We start from the raw sequence: 15795 nt of genomic DNA, 5'->3' as shown, positions 1-15795 counted from the left end.
TGGGTGACACGGGAGGTTTGAAAACGCCGGACGAGCTGAAGTCAGCCCGTCCGGCGCTTGAGGACAGCGCGCGCAGCGCGCTTCGGGGGTACGGGGGCAAAGCCCCTACCGCAGCCCCCGCGCGACCTCGGTGGCCCAGTACGTGAGGATCATGTTCGCACCGGCCCGCTTGATCCCGGTCAGCGTCTCCAGAATCGCCCGCTCCCGCTCGATCCACCCATTGGCGGCGGCAGCCTCGATCATCGCGTACTCACCGGAGATCTGATACGCCGCGACGGGCACGTCCACCGCGTCCGCGACCCGCTGGAGCACATCGAGGTAGGGAAGCGCCGGCTTCACCATCACCATGTCCGCCCCCTCCGCCAGGTCGAGCGCGAGCTCGCGCAGCGACTCGCGGGCGTTGGCCGGGTCCTGCTGGTACGTCTTGCGGTCACCCTGCAGCGACGAGGCGACGGCCTCGCGGAACGGCCCGTAGAACGCCGACGAGTACTTGGCGGTGTAGGCGAGTATGGACACGTCCTGGTGCCCGGCCGCGTCCAGCGCGGCGCGGATGACGCCGACCTGACCGTCCATCATCCCGCTGGGGCCGACGACGTGCACGCCCGCGTCGGCCTGGACGCGCGCCATCTCGGCGTACCGCTCCAGCGTCGCGTCGTTGTCCACCCGGCCGTCGGCGTCGAGGACGCCGCAGTGGCCGTGGTCGGTGGACTCGTCCAGGCACAGGTCCGACATGACGACGAGGTCGTCGCCGACCTCGGCCTTCACATCCCGGATGGCCACCTGGAGGATGCCGTCCGGGTCGGTGCCGGCGGTGCCGGCGGCGTCCTTGTGCTCGGGCACGCCGAACAGCATGATCCCGCCGACCCCGGCCTCGACCGCCTCGGCGGCGGCCTTCCGGAGGGTGTCCCGGGTGTGCTGGACGACGCCGGGCATCGAGGAGACCGGCACCGGCTCGGTGATGCCCTCCCGCACAAAGGCGGGGAGGATCAGCTCGGCCGGGTGCAGCCGGTGCTCGGCGACCATGCGGCGCATGGCGGGGGTGGTCCGCAGCCGTCGGGGGCGTGCGGCCGGGAAGGATCCGTAGGTGCTCAACTCCGTGCCCTTCTGCGCGATCCGGGTCGTCGCTCGCTCGGACGGGTGACCGGGTCGCCGGCCTCCACGGCGGCGTCGCGCCGGGCGGCCCCGAACTCGGCGAGCGTCTCGGCCAGCTTGTGCACCGAGGGCTCGGGCGACAGCACGTCCACCCGCAGTCCGTGCTCCTCCGCGGTCTTCGCGGTGGCCGGGCCGATGCAGGCGATGACGGTGACGTTGTGCGGCTTGCCGGCGATGCCGACCAGGTTCCGCACGGTGGACGAGGAGGTGAAGAGCACGGCGTCGAAGCCGCCGCCCTTGATCGCCTCGCGGGTCTCGGCCGGCGGCGGCGAGGCGCGCACGGTCCGGTACGCGGTGACGTCGTCCACCTCCCAGCCGAGCTCGATCAGGCCGGCCACCAGGGTCTCGGTGGCGATGTCGGCGCGCGGCAGGAAGACGCGGTCGATCGGGTCGAAGACCGGGTCGTAGGGCGGCCAGTCCTCCAGCAGCCCGGCGGCGGACTGCTCGCCGCTCGGCACCAGGTCCGGCTTGACGCCGAACTCGATCAGCGACCTGGCGGTCTGCTCGCCGACGGCCGCGACCTTGATGCCCGCGAAGGCGCGGGCGTCGAGCCCGTACTCCTCGAACTTCTCGCGGACCGCCTTGACGGCGTTGACCGAGGTGAAGGCGATCCACTCGTAGCGGCCGGTGACGAGGCCCTTGACCGCGCGCTCCATCTGCTGCGGGGTGCGCGGCGGCTCCACGGCGATGGTGGGCACCTCGTGCGGCACGGCGCCGTACGAGCGGAGCTGGTCGGAGAGCGACGCGGCCTGCTCCTTGGTGCGGGGCACCAGGACGTTCCAGCCGAACAGCGGCTTGGACTCGAACCACGACAGCGGTTCCCGCCGGTCGGCGGCGCTGCGCTCGCCGACCACGGCTATCACCGGCTGGCCGCCGTCGGGCGACGGCAGCACCTTGGCGGCCTTGAGCACCTGGGCGATCGTGCCGAGGGTGGCCGTCCAGGTGCGCTGGCGGGTGGTGGTGCCGGCGATGGTGACGCTGAGCGGCGTGTCGGGCTTCCGCCCGGCCGCGACCAGCTCGCCGGCGCCGGCGCCCACCGCGTCGAGGGTGGTGGTGACGACGACGGTGGCCTCGCTCGCGCCCACCTCGGACCAGCAGGCCTCGGAGGCGGTCCGGGCGTCGACGAACCGTACGCCCCCGCCCCGGTCGTCCCGGAGCGGGACGCCCGCGTAGGCGGGCACGCCCACGGCGGTGGCGACGCCCGGCACGACCTCGAAGGTGATGCCCTCGGCGGCGCAGGCCAGCATCTCGTCGGCGGCGTTCCCGTCGAGGCCGGGGTCGCCGTGGACCGCGCGGACGACCCGCTTGCCGCCGCGCGCGGCCGTCATGACAAGATTGGCGGTGTCCCTGAGGACAGGGACGTCGGCGGCCTTTGACGTCTCGTCAGCAACCGTCTGCGCAGGCATGTCCACATGCGCGCGCGCATGCGTACGCACCACCTCCAACACCTGTGGATCGGCGATCAGGACGTCCGCGGACGCCAGCGCCTCGACGGCGCGGAGCGTCAGCAGTCCCGGGTCTCCGGGGCCCGCACCGAGGAAGGTGACGTGCCCGTGCGCGGGATGGTTCGGGGCGGTGGGGTTCAATGTGCTCGCTCCCCCATAAGACCGGCCGCACCCTTGGCCAGCATCTCCGCCGCGAGCTCGCGGCCGAGGGCCAGGGCGTCGTCGTGGGACACGGGTACGGGACCGGTGGTGGACAGCTGCACCAGCGTCGAGCCGTCGGTGGTGCCGACGACGCCGCGCAGGCGCATTTCGGTGACAGCCTGCTCGGCTCCATTGGGGTATCCCCTGCTCGAGCGCAGTCGAGAGCTTGGGGAAAGGTCGGCCAGCGCACCCACGGGTGCGGAGCAGCCGGCCTCCAGGGCGGCGAGCAGGGAACGCTCGGCGGTCACGGCGGCCCGGGTGTGCGGGTCGTCGAGCTCGGCGAGCACGGCGGCGAGCGGCGCGGCGGCCGCGGTGCACTCGATCGCCAGGGCCCCCTGACCGGGGGCGGGCAAAACGGTGTCGGGCGACAGGAACTCGGTCGCCACGTCGATCCGGCCGATCCGGGTGAGCCCGGCGGCGGCCAGCACGACCGCGTCCAGCTCCCCGTCGGTCACGAAACCCAGCCGGGTGTCGATGTTCCCGCGGACCGGCACGGTCTCGATCTCCTTGCCGAGCGCGCGCGCCCAGGCGTTGAGCTGAGCCATGCGGCGGGGCGAGCCGGTGCCGATCCTGGCCCCGGACGGAAGGTCCTCGAAGGTCAGTCCGTCGCGGGCGATCAGCACGTCGCGCGGGTCCTCGCGGCGCGGGACCGCGGCCAGGACGAGGTCGTCCGGCTGCGCGGTCGGCAGGTCCTTGAGCGAGTGCACGGCGAGGTCGACCTCGTCCGCGAGCAGCGCGTCGCGCAGCGCGGAGACGAACACTCCGGTGCCGCCGATCTGCGCCAGGTGCTCCCGGGAGACATCCCCGTACGTGGTGATCTCGACCAGCTCGACCGGACGTCCGGTCAGCTGTCGCACCGCCTCCGCGACCTGCCCCGACTGGGCCATGGCCAGCTTGCTGCGCCGGGTTCCCAGGCGCAGCGGGGCGGTCGATGTGCCGTTCATGCCGACTCCCGTGCGTTGTTCTTGCTGTCGAGCCGCGCGTCGGCCCTGCTGACGGCGGCCACCGCCTGCGGGTCGAGGTCGAAGAGCTCCCGCAGCGCGTCGGCGTAGCCGGCGCCGCCGGGGGTGGACGCCAGTTCCTTGACCCGCACGGTCGGGGCGTGCAGGAGCTTGTCGACGACGCGGCGGACGGTCTGGGTGATCTCGGCCCGCTGCTTGTCGTCCAGGCCGGGCAGCCGTCCGTCGAGCCGGGCGATCTCGCCGGCGACCACGTCCGCGGCCATGGTGCGCAGGGCGACCACGGTGGGTGTGATGTGCGCGGCGCGCTGGGCGGCGCCGAAGGCGGCGACCTCGTCGGAGACGATGGCCCGCACCCGGTCGACGTCGGCGGCCATCGGGGCGTCGGCCGACGCCCCGGCGAGGGCCTCGATGTCGACGAACCGGACGCCGTCGATCCCGTGCGCGGCGGCGTCGATGTCGCGCGGCATGGCGAGGTCGAGCAGGGCGAGGCGGGCGCCCCCGGCGCAGGCGGCGTCGACCGCGCAGACCTTCCGTCCGGCCAGCGCGGCGGTCACCGCGTCGGCCGTGAGGACGAGGCCCGTCGCGCCCGTGCAGGAGACGACGATGTCGGCGAGCGCGAGCTCGTCCGGCAGGGCGCTCATCTCCACGGCGCTCGCCGTGACCTTCCCGGCGGCGCCGGGCTCGGTCAGGATCTCCACGAGCCGCCGGGCCCGCTCCAGCGTGCGGTTGGCGACGGCCACATGGGCCACCCCGGCGCGGGCGAGGGTGGCGGCGGCGAGGGAGGACATGGACCCGGCGCCGATGACGAGGGCGCGCTTGCCCGCGACCCAGTCCTCGACGGACGGGCCGTCGTGGAGCTGCTCCAGGCCGAAGGTGACCAGCGACTGGCCGGCCCGGTCGATGCCGGTCTCGCTGTGGGCGCGCTTGCCCACCCGCAGGGCCTGCTGGAACAGGTCGTTGAGCAGCCGGCCGGCGGAGTGCAGCTCCTGGCCGAGGGCGAGGGCGTCCTTGATCTGGCCGAGGATCTGGCCCTCGCCGACGACCATCGAGTCCAGGCCGCAGGCCACCGAGAAGAGGTGGTGGACGGCCCGGTCCTCGTAGTGGACGTAGAGGTGCGGGGTGAGCTCGTCCAGGCCGACGCCCGTGTGCAGGGCGAGCAGCGTGGACAGCTCGGCGACACCGGCGTGGAACTTGTCCACGTCGGCGTAGAGCTCGATCCGGTTGCAGGTGGCGAGCACGACCGCCTCGGTGGCCGGCTCGGCCGCGAGGGTGTCGTGCACCAGCGCGACCCGGGCCCCGGGGGTCAGCGAGGCCCGCTCCAGGACGCTCACCGGCGAGCTGCGGTGGCTGAGACCCACGACGAGCAGGCTCATGCCGGCATCACGGCGGGGACGTCCCCGTCCGGTCCCTTCCTGCCGTCCCGGCCGGCGGCCGCGGCGGGACGGGCGGCGCTCCCCGGACGCGCCGGACCGGACCGGTCGGCCTGCTCGGCGTCCTCGCCGGCCTTGCGCTGCTCGTGGAACGCGAGGATCTGGAGCTCGATCGACAGGTCGACCTTGCGGACGTCGACGCCGTCCGGCACCGAGAGCACGGTGGGGGCGAAGTTGAGGATCGAGGTGATCCCGGCGGCGACCAGGCGGTCGCAGACCTGCTGGGCGGCGCCGGCCGGGGTCGCGATGACGCCGATGGAGACGCCGTTGTCGCTGATGATCGCTTCGAGTTCGTCGGTGTGCCGCACGGGCAGCCCGGCCACCGGCTTGCCCGCCATCGCGGGGTCGGCGTCGATCAGGGCCGCGACGCGGAAGCCGCGGGAGGCGAAGCCCCCGTAGTTGGCGAGCGCGGCGCCGAGGTTGCCGATGCCGACAATGACGACCGGCCAGTCCTGGGTCAGGCCGAGCTCGCGGGAGATCTGGTAGACGAGGTACTCGACGTCGTACCCGACGCCGCGGGTGCCGTACGAACCGAGGTAGCTGAAGTCCTTGCGGAGCTTGGCGGAATTGACGCCCGCCGCCGTCGCCAGTTCCTCGGAGGAGACCGTGGGGACCGAGCGCTCGGAGAGCGCGGTCAGGGCGCGCAGATACAGCGGAAGCCGGGCGACGGTGGCCTCGGGGATCCCTCGGCTTCGGGTCGCCGGTCGGTGAGTTCGGCCAGTTGCCACGGTGCTCCTGCGGGTAGAGCGGGGCTGCGGGCGGCGTCCTGTCCCAGGACCGCCCCGTCGTATGCAGGCTATGTCTTTGTGAACGCGTGCACAAAGATGGTGTCCGCTTTGTCCGGGCAAAGTGACAGGCGTCACGCGGAGTTTCGGCCGGTTCGGGGAACCATTGGCCGGACCTCGACTGCGGCCACTCGCGTCACGCCCGCACCAGGGGTCGGATGACGGGGACACGGGCGCTCACTCCTCACCGCTATACCCCCGGACACCAACAAATCGCCCATGATGGTAGTCGACCCAGGCACCTAATCGTCCCGGTCGAGCGCCCTCCCCCGTTTCGGACCGTCCGGCTCCGCCCGGCCCGTCCGCCCCCGGGCACAATGACGGCATGAGCCTGCTGCGCCGCCGCAAGAACCCCTCGACGAGCACCGTCACCCTGATCGGCAAGCCCGACTGCCACCTGTGCGAGGCCGCCGAGGCCGTCGTCGCCGAGGTCTGCGGCGAGCTGGGCACCCACTGGGAGAAGAAGGACATCACCCAGGACGAGGAGCTGTACCGGAAGTACTGGGAGCAGATCCCGGTCGTCCTCGTCGACGGCGCCCAGCACGACTTCTGGCGCGTGGACCCGGCCCGGCTGCGCAAGGCGCTCGGCGCCTGACCGGACCCGGGAGCGGACGTGACGTTACCGACACGTAGTGTTCACGTCAGGGCACCGCTCCCGCCCTGATTGCTCCGAACAAACTGGCTATGCTCGCGGCATGGCCCACCCGTCGCCCGACCGCCGCCCCGGCAGGAGCCCCTTCGGGGCGCGCCTCGAATTCCGCTGGCTGTCCTGGCTCTCGTGGCTCTCCCCCCGCCGCTACGCCACCGCGCGCAGCGTACGGGCGGGCGAGGCGGCGGCCGAGGCGGCCCGCAAGTCGGTCCAGGAGCAGGAAGCACGGGACCTCCGGGAGGCCCAGGAGTCCGCTCCGGCGGAGGCGCCCGCCACCGGGAAGCCGGGCCGGAAGGCCGCCCGGGCCGCCGAGCCGGAGTTCCCCGTCCCCGGCGACACCAGGGCCGCGGCCTTCTTCGACCTCGACAACACCGTGATGCAGGGCGCCGCCATCTTCCACTTCGGCCGGGGCCTCTACAAGCGGCACTTCTTCCGCAAGCGCGAACTCGCCCGCTTCGCCTGGCAGCAGGCCTGGTTCCGGCTGGCCGGCAACGAGGACCCCGCGCACATCCAGGACGCGCGCGACAGCGCCCTGTCGATCGTCAAGGGCCACCGGGTCTCGGAACTCATGTCCGTCGGCGAGGAGATCTACGACGAGTACATGGCCGAGCGCATCTGGCCCGGCACCCGCGCCCTCGCCCAGGCGCACCTGGACGCGGGCCAGAAGGTCTGGCTGGTCACCGCGGCGCCCGTCGAGACCGCGACGATCATCGCCCGCCGGCTCGGCCTGACCGGCGCCCTGGGCACCGTCGCCGAGTCCGTCGGCGGCGTCTACACCGGCAAGCTCGTCGGCGAGATGCTGCACGGCCCGGCCAAGGCCGAGGCCGTCCGCGCCCTGGTCGCCGCGGAGGGCCTGGAGCTGTCCCGGTGCGCGGCGTACAGCGACTCCGCCAACGACATCCCGATGCTCTCGCTGGTCGGGCACCCCTGCGCGGTCAATCCCGACGCCCGGCTGCGGCGCCACGCCCGGGAGCACGACTGGCGGCTGCGCGACTACCGCACCGGCCGCAAGGCGGCCCGCGTCGGCATCCCCGCCGCCGCCGGCCTGGGCGCCCTGGCGGGCGGCGCGGCCGCGGCCGTCGCCCTGCACCGCCGCCGTCGCTGACCTGCCACGGAATACTTCCCTCCGGTTCCCGTCACCGGATCGGGCGATCACCCAGGCGAGCCGCAGACGCCTCTCCAGCCACGCTGCGTAACCACGGTTCCCCCACAGGCAATCCGGTTGTCATACCCCCACACAGCCCCCGGCAGTCCTGCCGTGTCCGGATTGCCACAACACGCTGCCCAATCGGCCACGCTAGCGGCAAATACGGTCAACTTCCGTTAGCAGTTCGATATTTGAACGGGCAGCAATAGGTGGGAGAGCGAACGGAAACGATGATTTGAGCAACTCGGTGTAGTGCTGCCTGTACGAAGGGTTATTCTCCTCAGACGCAAACCGGTCCCTCGCTTGTCCCTACGTCGAGTGAACGGACCGGCACTGCACGTGATGGAAGCTCTGCCTCTGGGAGTCCCGTGTACCCACACGTCGGGGTTGACGCCTCGGGCCTGGCTACGCTGCGCGCAGCGGTCGTCGACCGCCTGCGCGGCTTCGTCCCCACCGCGTACGCCGTCCCCGCCTTCGCCACGCTCGCCCCCGCGGTAGCCGCAGGCGCTGCCGGGCAAAGGAGCCCCTGCTACGCCCTCGCCGAGGCCGGCGCCGCCGTCGGCAGACGCACCCGCCGCGGCACCGCCGCCCCGGCCGCCACTACAACGCGCCGCCCCAGCGCCGACAGCGACAGCGCCCGCATGCTGGACCTCGTCGAGCGCGCCCAGGCCGGTGAGGCCGATGCCTTCGGCCGGCTCTACGACCAGTACGCCGACACCGTCTACCGCTACATCTACTACCGAGTCGGCGGCCGGGCCACCGCCGAGGACCTGACCAGCGAGACGTTCCTGCGCGCCCTGCGCCGCATCGGCACCTTCACCTGGCAGGGCCGCGACTTCGGCGCCTGGCTGGTCACCATCGCCCGCAACCTCGTCGCCGACCACTTCAAGTCCTCCCGGTTCCGCCTGGAGGTCACCACCGGCGAGATGCTCGACGCCAACGAGGTCGAGCGCAGCCCCGAGGACTCCGTCCTCGAATCCCTGTCCAACGCCGCCCTGTTGGAGGCGGTGCGCAAGCTCAACCCCCAGCAGCAGGAGTGCGTCACCCTGCGCTTCCTCCAGGGCCTGTCGGTCGCCGAGACCGCCCGGGTCATGGGGAAGAACGAAGGCGCGATCAAGACCCTGCAGTACCGGGCCGTCCGCACCCTCGCCCGGCTCCTCCCCGACGACGCCCGCTGAGCGGCACTCCCGCACCGACGGCGCGTAACCCGACTGCCACGCCGCTCGTTGTGCGGGATGCAGACTTCCCGCTGTCGCGCCATGCCCGCACACACTCACTCGTTCGAGTGGATGCCCTCAAGGCGTGCAACCTCCAGGTGTCCGGGGGAGTCGATCGTCATGACGAGAGGAGGTGCCGCCTGTGATCGCGAACGTTTCGGCGCACCGGCGGGCGAACGCCTTCGCCCAAGCCCTGGAGGAGCAGGAACTCCAGGGCGAGGCGGCCGCACGGACCGGCCCACCGGCGGACGACGCCGGGCAGGGCAAGCTGCTGAGCGTGGTGGGCGGACTCGCCGCACTGCCCGCTCCGAAGCTCGATCCCGAGGTCAAAACCGTGCAGCGGGCGCAGCTGATCGCCGCCATGGAGGCGCAGTTCGCCGGTGGTGCCGCGACCGTCCCGGAGCCCCGCAAGGCCCCGGCCGCCGCGTCCGGGTCCCGGGCGGGCGGCAAGGGGGCCCACCGGGCCGGGCCGCTCGGTCGGCTCAAGCCGCGCTCCCGCTGGTCCAAGGGGCTGGCGGCCGGCGGGCTCACCGTGGGCGTCGCGGCCGGAGCGCTCGGCGGAGTGGCCGCCGCCAGCTCCAACGCCCTGCCCGGTGACACGCTCTACGGGCTCAAGCGCGGCATGGAGGACCTCAAGCTCGGCATGGCCGACAGCGACTCCGAGCGCGGCGGCATCCTCCTCGACCAGGCGTCCACCCGCCTCCAGGAGGCCCGCCGCCTCATGGAGCGGGGCCGCTCCGGCCACCTCGACCACGAGTCGCTGAGCGAGATCCGCAAGACCCTCTCGGGCATGCGCCACGACGTCTCCGAAGGTCACCGGCTGCTGCGCGCCGCGTACGACCACGACGGCTCGCTGGGCCCGATGAAGCGGCTCTCGTCCTTCACCGCCTCGCACCGCGAGGGCTGGAGCCAGCTGCGCGACCGGCTGCCTCTACCGCTCAACGACGTCCGGGACCAGGTCAGTTCGGTCTTCAGGGCCATAGACGACGAGATCGAGCCGCTGCAGTCCCTGCTCCACGACAACAAGGACCGGCACGAGTCGCACGGCCGGCACACCGCCTCTCCTTCGCACAGCGGCACCAAGGGCACCCCGGGCCACGGCACCCCGGCACCCCACACGTCGTCGGGCGGCGGTGGCAAGCACGCGGGCAGCCACCGCCCGTCGCCGTCGCAGAGCACCCAGGACGAGCAGGAGGGGCTCCTCGGCGGCACGGGGCTGCTCCGCCCCGCCCCCACGGCGGAGAGCTCCGGCCCGGCCGGTACACCGCATGGCAAGGACGGCAAGCCGTCCAAGCAGCCGGACATCACCATCCCGCCGCTGCTGCCGGACATCCTCCCGGGGCTCGGCATCCACGGCGAGGACCAGAAGTAGCGCCGGAACGGATACGGCGGCCGGTGTTCCCAGGGGGGAACGCCGGCCGCCGTGTCGTTGACGGTCCGGGATTCAGAAGAACCCGGGCTCAGATCCGCAGGCTTCGGGGGACCGCGCCGGACTCCGTCCGCCGACCGTGGACCGGTCAGAAGAACACGGATCTCCGCTGCACGAGCAGCTTGTACAGCGTGTGCTGAATCGTCTCCCGCACCTGGTCCGTGAGGTTGAACATCAGCATCGGGTCGTCCGCCGCCTCCGGCGAATACCCCTCCGTGGGGACCGGCTCCCCGAACTGGATCGTCCACTTCGTCGGCAGCGGCACCGCGCCCAGCGGGCCGAGCCAGGGGAAGGTCGGCGTCAGCGGGAAGTACGGCAGCCCCAGCAGCCGCGCCAGCGTCTTGGAGTTGCCGATCATCGGGTAGATCTCCTCGGCCCCGACGATCGAGCAGGGCACGATCGGCGCCCCGGCCCGCAGCGCCGTGGAGACGAAGCCGCCCCGCCCGAAGCGCTGGAGCCGGTACCGCTCCGAGAACGGCTTCCCGATCCCCTTGAATCCCTCCGGCATCACCCCGACGACCTCGCCGCGCTCCAGGAGCCGCTGCGCGTCCTCGGCGCAGGCGAGGGTGTGGCCCAGCTTGCGCGAGATCTCGTTGACGACCGGCAGCTTGAACACCAGGTCGGCGGCGAGCATCCGGACGTGACGTCCCGCCGGGTGCTGGTCGTGCACGGCGACCTGGAGCATCAGTCCGTCGATCGGGAGCGTCCCGGAGTGGTTGGCGACGACCAGCGCCGCGCCCTTCTCCGGGATGTTCTCGATGCCTCGCACCTCCACCCGGAAGTACTTCTCGTAGAACGGGCGCAGGGCCGACAGCACGACCTGGTCGGTGAGCTCCTTGTCGAAGCCGAAGTCGTCCACCTCGTAGTCGCCGGTGATCCGGCGGCGCAGGAAGTTCAGCCCGTGGGCGAGCTTCCGCTCCCAGCCGTCCGCCGCTGTCTCCGCCGCGACGGAGGGACGGGCCTCGTCCTCGCCGGCCGGCGGGTCCTGCCGCTCGTCGCGCGGCGGTGGGACGGGTGCGAGGGGCGCCGCGGCGGGCCGGGGCGTACGACCTCCCGTGGCGCCGCGCCGCGACCGCCGCTTGGACCGCGGCTCCTCGCCGAACGGGATGACCTTCGCGTCCGCCATGGTGCGTGCGCTCCTCACTTCGGGCCGCGGCCGGCAGGCACCGCGGCGGCGATCCGGTCAACGGTACGGGCGAGGGTGTGGGGCGGCAGCAGACCGGTGCCGCGGCTCCGGGTGAAGTCGGCGAAGGCGCCGGCCGAGGTGTAGCGGGGGTGGAAGCCGAGGGTCTCCCGCATCTGGGTGGTGTCCACGACGCGCCCGTGGGTGAGGAGCCGGATCTGCTCGGGCGAGACGTCGAGCATCCCCAGCGCACGCAGCGCGGAACCGGCCCAGGTGACGCTGGGGAGGAAGAACGGCAGCGTGGGGCGCCCGAGGCGCCTGGCGGCCTGTGAGAGCAGGACGACGCCGTCCCCGGCGATGTTGAACGTCCCGCTGTTGAGCGTGCCTCTGACGGGCTCCGAGGCGGCGATCCGCAGCACCTCGACGGCGTCGTCGTCGTGCACGAACTGGAGCCGCGGGTCGAAGCCGAGGACCGTGGGCAGGACGGGCAGCGAGAAGTACTCGGCGAGCGGCGAGTCGGCGCAGGGCCCGAGGAGGTTGGCGAAACGCAGCACGCACACCGCCACGTCGGGCCGCCGGCGGGCGAATCCCCGCACATAGCCCTCGACCTCCACGGCGTCCTTGGCGAAGCCCCCGCCGGGGAGGGACTTGGGCGGCGTCGTCTCGGTGAAGACCGCGGGGTCGCGGGGCGCGGAGCCGTAGACGCTCGTGGTGGACTTCACGACGAGCCGCCGCACGGAGGTCGTCTTCTGGCAGGCACCGAGCAGCTGCATGGTGCCGATGACGTTGGTCTCCTTGACCGTGCTCCGGCTCCCCCGGCCGCTGCCGCGCTTGCCGAGTGGGGTGCCGTTGACGTCCATGTGGACCACGGTGTCGACCGCGTGCTCGGTCAGGACCCGGGCGATCGCGGGGTGGCGGATGTCGGCCTGTACGAATTCGGCCCCGCCCAGGCGGTGCTCGGGTGGCACCGCGTCCACCCCGATGACCCGTTCGACGCCGGGCTCGCGCAGGATCCGGCGGACGAAGCGGCCGCCCAGCCGGCGTGCGACTCCTGTGACGAGCACGACCCTGCCCAAGATCAGCGCCTTCCCTTCCGTGGGGCCTTCCCCCACCCGCTCCCGGGTGCCCTGTGGCGGTCACCGTAGCGGGTCGGTGTCTCGCTGTGACGAGCGCTCGTCGCGGGGAGCGACATTTCAAGCCGTGGCGAGAGCCTTACACGGTGCGGCGCCGCGCGGTGCGGCACCTTCCGCGGACCGATGCACCGCAGCCCTCCCACCGCCGGAGCGGTGGGAGGGCTGCGGGACGAACACAGCGACGCTGCTTACTTCTTGTTGCGGCGCTGAACGCGAGTGCGCTTGAGCAGCTTGCGGTGCTTCTTCTTGGCCATCCGCTTGCGCCGCTTCTTGATAACAGAGCCCACGACTACCCTCGCTTACATCGATTCACTCGGTGCGGGGCGTCCGAGCCCACACGACCTACATCGGGCCAGCCTACCCGCCACCGGGCGAACAGCGTAATCCGAGGATCTCGTCAGGCGGTTTCCACCCCCACAAATGACTCACGGAGGTACTCGTGCACCGCCTGCTCTGGGACCCGGAAGGACCTGCCCACCCGGATCGCCGGCAGATGACCGCTGTGCACCAAGCGGTACACGGTCATCTTGGATACGCGCATCACCGCGGCGACTTCCGCCACGGTCAGGAACACGACCTCGTTGAGAGGCCTTTCGCCAGCAGCCATGACACACCTGAACCTTCCGCACATGACGCGCACCGGCTTCCCCTCCGGTGACTCCTCGTCGCTGCGCGCTCACTCCCCAGATTAGGGGCGGGTGATGCGAGTGGGGAAGAGGAGCAGCCATCGGCCGCCTACCGTGACAGACACGCTCGATTGAGTACATAGCGAGTAAGCGGTCGGTAGTAATCAGACCGCACAGTGTCATCAAGCGGAACGACCACGGACACCCGTCCCTCGGCCTCTCCGACGAACAGCGCGGGGTCGTCGGAATCCGCCAGTCCGATGGCCTCAAAACCCAGTTGACCTGCCCCGCAGACCCACCCGTGGTCCCCGATGACCAGGGCCGGGAGGGGTCCCTCGCCATCCGCCGCGGCAGCCAGCGCGGTACGAAGCGGGAGGGGTGAATGCGTATGTGCGCCGGGCTCATTCGCGGTGGCGCACGCGCCGGGTTCGCGCACCATCGCGACTCCCCGGACGTAGTCAAGGTTGTATGTGCGTACGCCAAACCGGGTCGTTATGTCGATACTTCGACCCTGCGCAGGGGTGAGAACACAACATCCCGCCGCCGACAGGCCTGCGGCCAACCCGGCGTAGAAACCCAGGAGCCGGTGGGGATGGCCGGTGCCGATCAGCACCGGAGCGCCCGTCGCGGCGACCGTGGCGAGGCGTTCCGCGAAGGCACCCAGTGCCGTCAGTGTTCGATCCGGGTCGATCACATCATGCCCGGAAGTCTGTTCAGGATCGGCTGAAACTCCACACCTTTGGCCCATCAGCCGTAACAATTCCCTGAAGTTCCAGTCACTTTCCGGCTCCAGACCCATCAGCACCCGGGGGTCGCGGGCCACGAACCGCCGGTAGCGGTCGAGGCTCCGCTCCCGGGTGGTGGCCACGGGCCCGGCGAGGCCGGCCGCGAGCAGGTGTGCGCGCAAGCGTTCCACGCACGGCTAACGGGGGCGGGGGGCGGGCGGCTACGGATGGAGGCCGGGGAAGCGGGCTACGGGGCCTGTGGGGCCCTCGTCCGGGGTCTTGTGGAGCCCTGTCCGGGGTCTTTGGGTCCCCCGGGTCCCCCGGGTCTCTCGGGTCCCTCGACTCAGGGCAGGAGGCCGTGGGAAGGAAAGACCGCCCGACGGGTCGCCAGGATCGCCTGGTCCAGGCGGTCCGCGGGGTCGTAGCCGGACGCGGCGAAGTCCTTCCACTCCGGCCGCAGCCCGTCGGTCATCCGCAGCGGCCCCCATTGGCGGGTCCGCCGGAAGACTTCGTGCCGCCACTCGTCCGGGACGGGCGCCTCGGGGCCCACCGGCCGGTCCGCGGCGATGCCGCAGAGGTGGGTCCAGGTCCGGGGCACCACGTCGACGACCGCGTAGCCGCCGCCTCCCAGGGCAACCCAGCGGCCGTCGGCGTGGGCGTGCGCGAGGGCGTGACAGGACGCGGCGACGGCCCGTTGGGCGTCCAGGGAGACGGTGAGATGCGCGAGCGGGTCCTCGAAGTGCGTGTCCGCCCCGTGCTGAGTCACCAGTGCCTGGGGCCGGAAGGCGGCCAGCAGCTCGGGGACGACGGCGTGGAACGCACGCAGCCATCCGGCGTCCCCCGTCCCGGCCGGCAGCGCCACGTTGACCGCGCCGCCCTCGGCCTGCGGGGCCCCGGTCTCCTCCGGCCAACCGGTCTGCGGGAAGAGGGTGCGGGGATGCTCGTGCAGCGAAATGGTGAGCACCCGGGGGTCCTCCCAGAAGGCAGCCTGCACTCCGTCCCCGTGGTGGACGTCCACGTCCACGTACGCCACCCGCTCGGCGCCGAGTTCGAGCAGCCGGGCGACGGCGAGAGCGGCGTCGTTGTAGACGCAGAACCCGGACGCCGCCCCCGGCATCGCGTGGTGCAGCCCACCGGCGAAGTTGACGGCGTGCAGGGCCTCGCCGCGCCAGACGGCCTCGGCGGCGCCGACGGACTGACCGGCGATCAGCGCGGAGGCCTCGTGCATGCTCGCGAAGGCGGGAACGTCGGCTGTTCCGAGCCCGTACTCGGGCTCGGCCGCCCGCGGATCGGCCGACGCCGCCCGGACGGCGTCGATGTAGTCCTGACGGTGCACCAGCCGGAGCGTCGACTCCCCGGCCGGCCTGGCCGCGACGACGCGCATCGCCTTGTCCAGGCCGAAGGCCTCGACGAGGCGCATGGTCAGGGAGAGCCGTATCGGATCCATGGGATGCCCGGGGCCGAAGTCGTAAGCCGTGACCGCCTCGTCCCACATCAGCTGCGCGCGCCCGCTCATAACGGTCACGCTATCGGGAAACACAGAAAAGCCGTAGGCCTTGAATCAATCGATTCGATTGATTCAAGGCCTACGGCTTCATCAAATTTTGTTCGGCGGCGTCCTACTCTCCCACACGGTCCCCCATGCAGTACCATCGGCGCTGAAAGGCTTAGCTTCCGGGTTCGGAATGTAACCGGGCGTTTCCCTAACGCAATGACCACCGAAACACTATGAAATTAACCCAACCAACCATCACTTGCATGGTTTCGGCTG

15 protein-coding genes and 1 rRNA gene are annotated in these 15795 nt (G+C 71.8%); 4 read left to right on the top strand and 12 right to left on the bottom strand.

From position 1 onward, the window contains the following. Window positions 1-105: 105 nt before the first annotated feature. From hemB to HN013_RS24710, 5 genes are read right to left on the bottom strand one after another with little or no spacing between them, the layout of a single operon-like run. Window positions 106-1092: a porphobilinogen synthase gene (hemB, locus tag HN013_RS24730; protein ID WP_171169882.1), complete on the bottom strand. Its 987-nt coding sequence runs from the start codon at window positions 1090-1092 to the stop codon at window positions 106-108. Continuing rightward, complete coding sequence (locus HN013_RS24725) at window positions 1089-2738, bottom strand: bifunctional uroporphyrinogen-III C-methyltransferase/uroporphyrinogen-III synthase (protein ID WP_171169880.1); 1650 nt, start codon at window positions 2736-2738, stop codon at window positions 1089-1091. Before HN013_RS24725 ends, hemB begins: the two co-directional genes overlap by 4 nt. Next, window positions 2735-3742, bottom strand: a complete 1008-nt coding sequence (gene hemC / locus HN013_RS24720) for a hydroxymethylbilane synthase (protein WP_171169878.1) — start codon at window positions 3740-3742, stop codon at window positions 2735-2737. Before hemC ends, HN013_RS24725 begins: the two co-directional genes overlap by 4 nt. Then, window positions 3739-5133 carry a glutamyl-tRNA reductase gene (locus HN013_RS24715; RefSeq protein ID WP_171169876.1) on the bottom strand — a complete coding sequence of 465 codons (1395 nt, stop codon included), beginning with the start codon at window positions 5131-5133 and terminating at the stop codon, window positions 3739-3741. Before HN013_RS24715 ends, hemC begins: the two co-directional genes overlap by 4 nt. Beyond that, complete coding sequence (locus tag HN013_RS24710) at window positions 5130-5918, bottom strand: redox-sensing transcriptional repressor Rex (protein ID WP_171169874.1); 789 nt, start codon at window positions 5916-5918, stop codon at window positions 5130-5132. The genes HN013_RS24715 and HN013_RS24710 overlap by 4 nt, the downstream gene beginning before the upstream one ends. 382 nt (window positions 5919-6300) lie before the next feature. Here HN013_RS24710 and HN013_RS24705 point away from each other — a divergent pair, with 382 nt between their 5' ends. The 4 genes from HN013_RS24705 to HN013_RS24690 all read left to right on the top strand — a co-directional run bounded on the left by HN013_RS24705 (window position 6301) and on the right by HN013_RS24690 (window position 10360). Further along, window positions 6301-6570 carry a glutaredoxin family protein gene (locus HN013_RS24705; protein WP_171169872.1) on the top strand — a complete coding sequence of 90 codons (270 nt, stop codon included), beginning with the start codon at window positions 6301-6303 and terminating at the stop codon, window positions 6568-6570. A gap of 169 nt (window positions 6571-6739) precedes the next feature. After that, window positions 6740-7729, top strand: coding sequence for an HAD family phosphatase (locus HN013_RS24700; protein ID WP_171169954.1), 990 nt, complete (start codon window positions 6740-6742; stop codon window positions 7727-7729). Between the two features lie 410 nt (window positions 7730-8139). Continuing rightward, a complete protein-coding gene (locus HN013_RS24695) occupies window positions 8140-8949 on the top strand; it encodes an ECF subfamily RNA polymerase sigma factor, BldN family (protein ID WP_171169869.1) in 810 nt (269 codons plus the stop codon). Window positions 8950-9130: 181 nt separating this feature from the next. Then, window positions 9131-10360: a DUF5667 domain-containing protein gene (locus tag HN013_RS24690; RefSeq protein ID WP_171169867.1), complete on the top strand. Its 1230-nt coding sequence runs from the start codon at window positions 9131-9133 to the stop codon at window positions 10358-10360. A gap of 145 nt (window positions 10361-10505) precedes the next feature. On the opposite strand, the gene HN013_RS24685 is transcribed toward HN013_RS24690, so the two are convergent. The 7 genes from HN013_RS24685 to rrf all read right to left on the bottom strand — a co-directional run bounded on the left by HN013_RS24685 (window position 10506) and on the right by rrf (window position 15747). Continuing rightward, window positions 10506-11543, bottom strand: coding sequence for a lysophospholipid acyltransferase family protein (locus HN013_RS24685; RefSeq protein ID WP_171169865.1), 1038 nt, complete (start codon window positions 11541-11543; stop codon window positions 10506-10508). Window positions 11544-11557: 14 nt separating this feature from the next. After that, a complete protein-coding gene (locus HN013_RS24680) occupies window positions 11558-12616 on the bottom strand; it encodes an NAD-dependent epimerase/dehydratase family protein (protein WP_171169863.1) in 1059 nt (352 codons plus the stop codon). Between the two features lie 245 nt (window positions 12617-12861). Then, complete coding sequence (locus HN013_RS24675; RefSeq protein ID WP_003948845.1) at window positions 12862-12960, bottom strand: 30S ribosomal protein bS22; 99 nt, start codon at window positions 12958-12960, stop codon at window positions 12862-12864. A gap of 110 nt (window positions 12961-13070) precedes the next feature. Then, a complete protein-coding gene (locus HN013_RS24670) occupies window positions 13071-13280 on the bottom strand; it encodes a helix-turn-helix domain-containing protein (protein WP_154080489.1) in 210 nt (69 codons plus the stop codon). A gap of 128 nt (window positions 13281-13408) precedes the next feature. Further along, window positions 13409-14206: a phosphatase gene (locus tag HN013_RS24665; RefSeq protein ID WP_171169862.1), complete on the bottom strand. Its 798-nt coding sequence runs from the start codon at window positions 14204-14206 to the stop codon at window positions 13409-13411. A 161-nt stretch (window positions 14207-14367) separates the two neighbouring features. Continuing rightward, a complete protein-coding gene (locus HN013_RS24660) occupies window positions 14368-15540 on the bottom strand; it encodes an acetoin utilization protein AcuC (RefSeq protein WP_171169860.1) in 1173 nt (390 codons plus the stop codon). A 90-nt stretch (window positions 15541-15630) separates the two neighbouring features. Next, window positions 15631-15747, bottom strand: a 5S ribosomal RNA gene (gene rrf / locus HN013_RS24655). Window positions 15748-15795 lie beyond the last annotated feature (48 nt).

It is taken from the genome of Streptomyces sp. I05A-00742, from assembly GCF_013055795.1.
Lineage (GTDB): Bacteria > Actinomycetota > Actinomycetes > Streptomycetales > Streptomycetaceae > Streptomyces.
Note: the sequence above shows the minus strand (reverse complement) of the source record. Positions and strands in the feature narration are given on the sequence as shown.

Excerpts from the sequence above, each read along its gene's own strand:
- HN013_RS24685 (WP_171169865.1), bottom strand. The coding sequence starts at position 11,543 with ATGGCGGACGCGAAGGTCATCCCGTTCGGCGAGGAGCCGCGGTCCAAG.
- HN013_RS24715 (WP_171169876.1), bottom strand. The coding sequence starts at position 5,133 with ATGAGCCTGCTCGTCGTGGGTCTCAGCCACCGCAGCTCGCCGGTGAGC.
- HN013_RS24660 (WP_171169860.1), bottom strand. The coding sequence starts at position 15,540 with ATGAGCGGGCGCGCGCAGCTGATGTGGGACGAGGCGGTCACGGCTTAC.
- HN013_RS24670 (WP_154080489.1), bottom strand. The coding sequence starts at position 13,280 with ATGGCTGCTGGCGAAAGGCCTCTCAACGAGGTCGTGTTCCTGACCGTG.
- hemC (WP_171169878.1), bottom strand. The coding sequence starts at position 3,742 with ATGAACGGCACATCGACCGCCCCGCTGCGCCTGGGAACCCGGCGCAGC.
- HN013_RS24705 (WP_171169872.1), top strand. The coding sequence starts at position 6,301 with ATGAGCCTGCTGCGCCGCCGCAAGAACCCCTCGACGAGCACCGTCACC.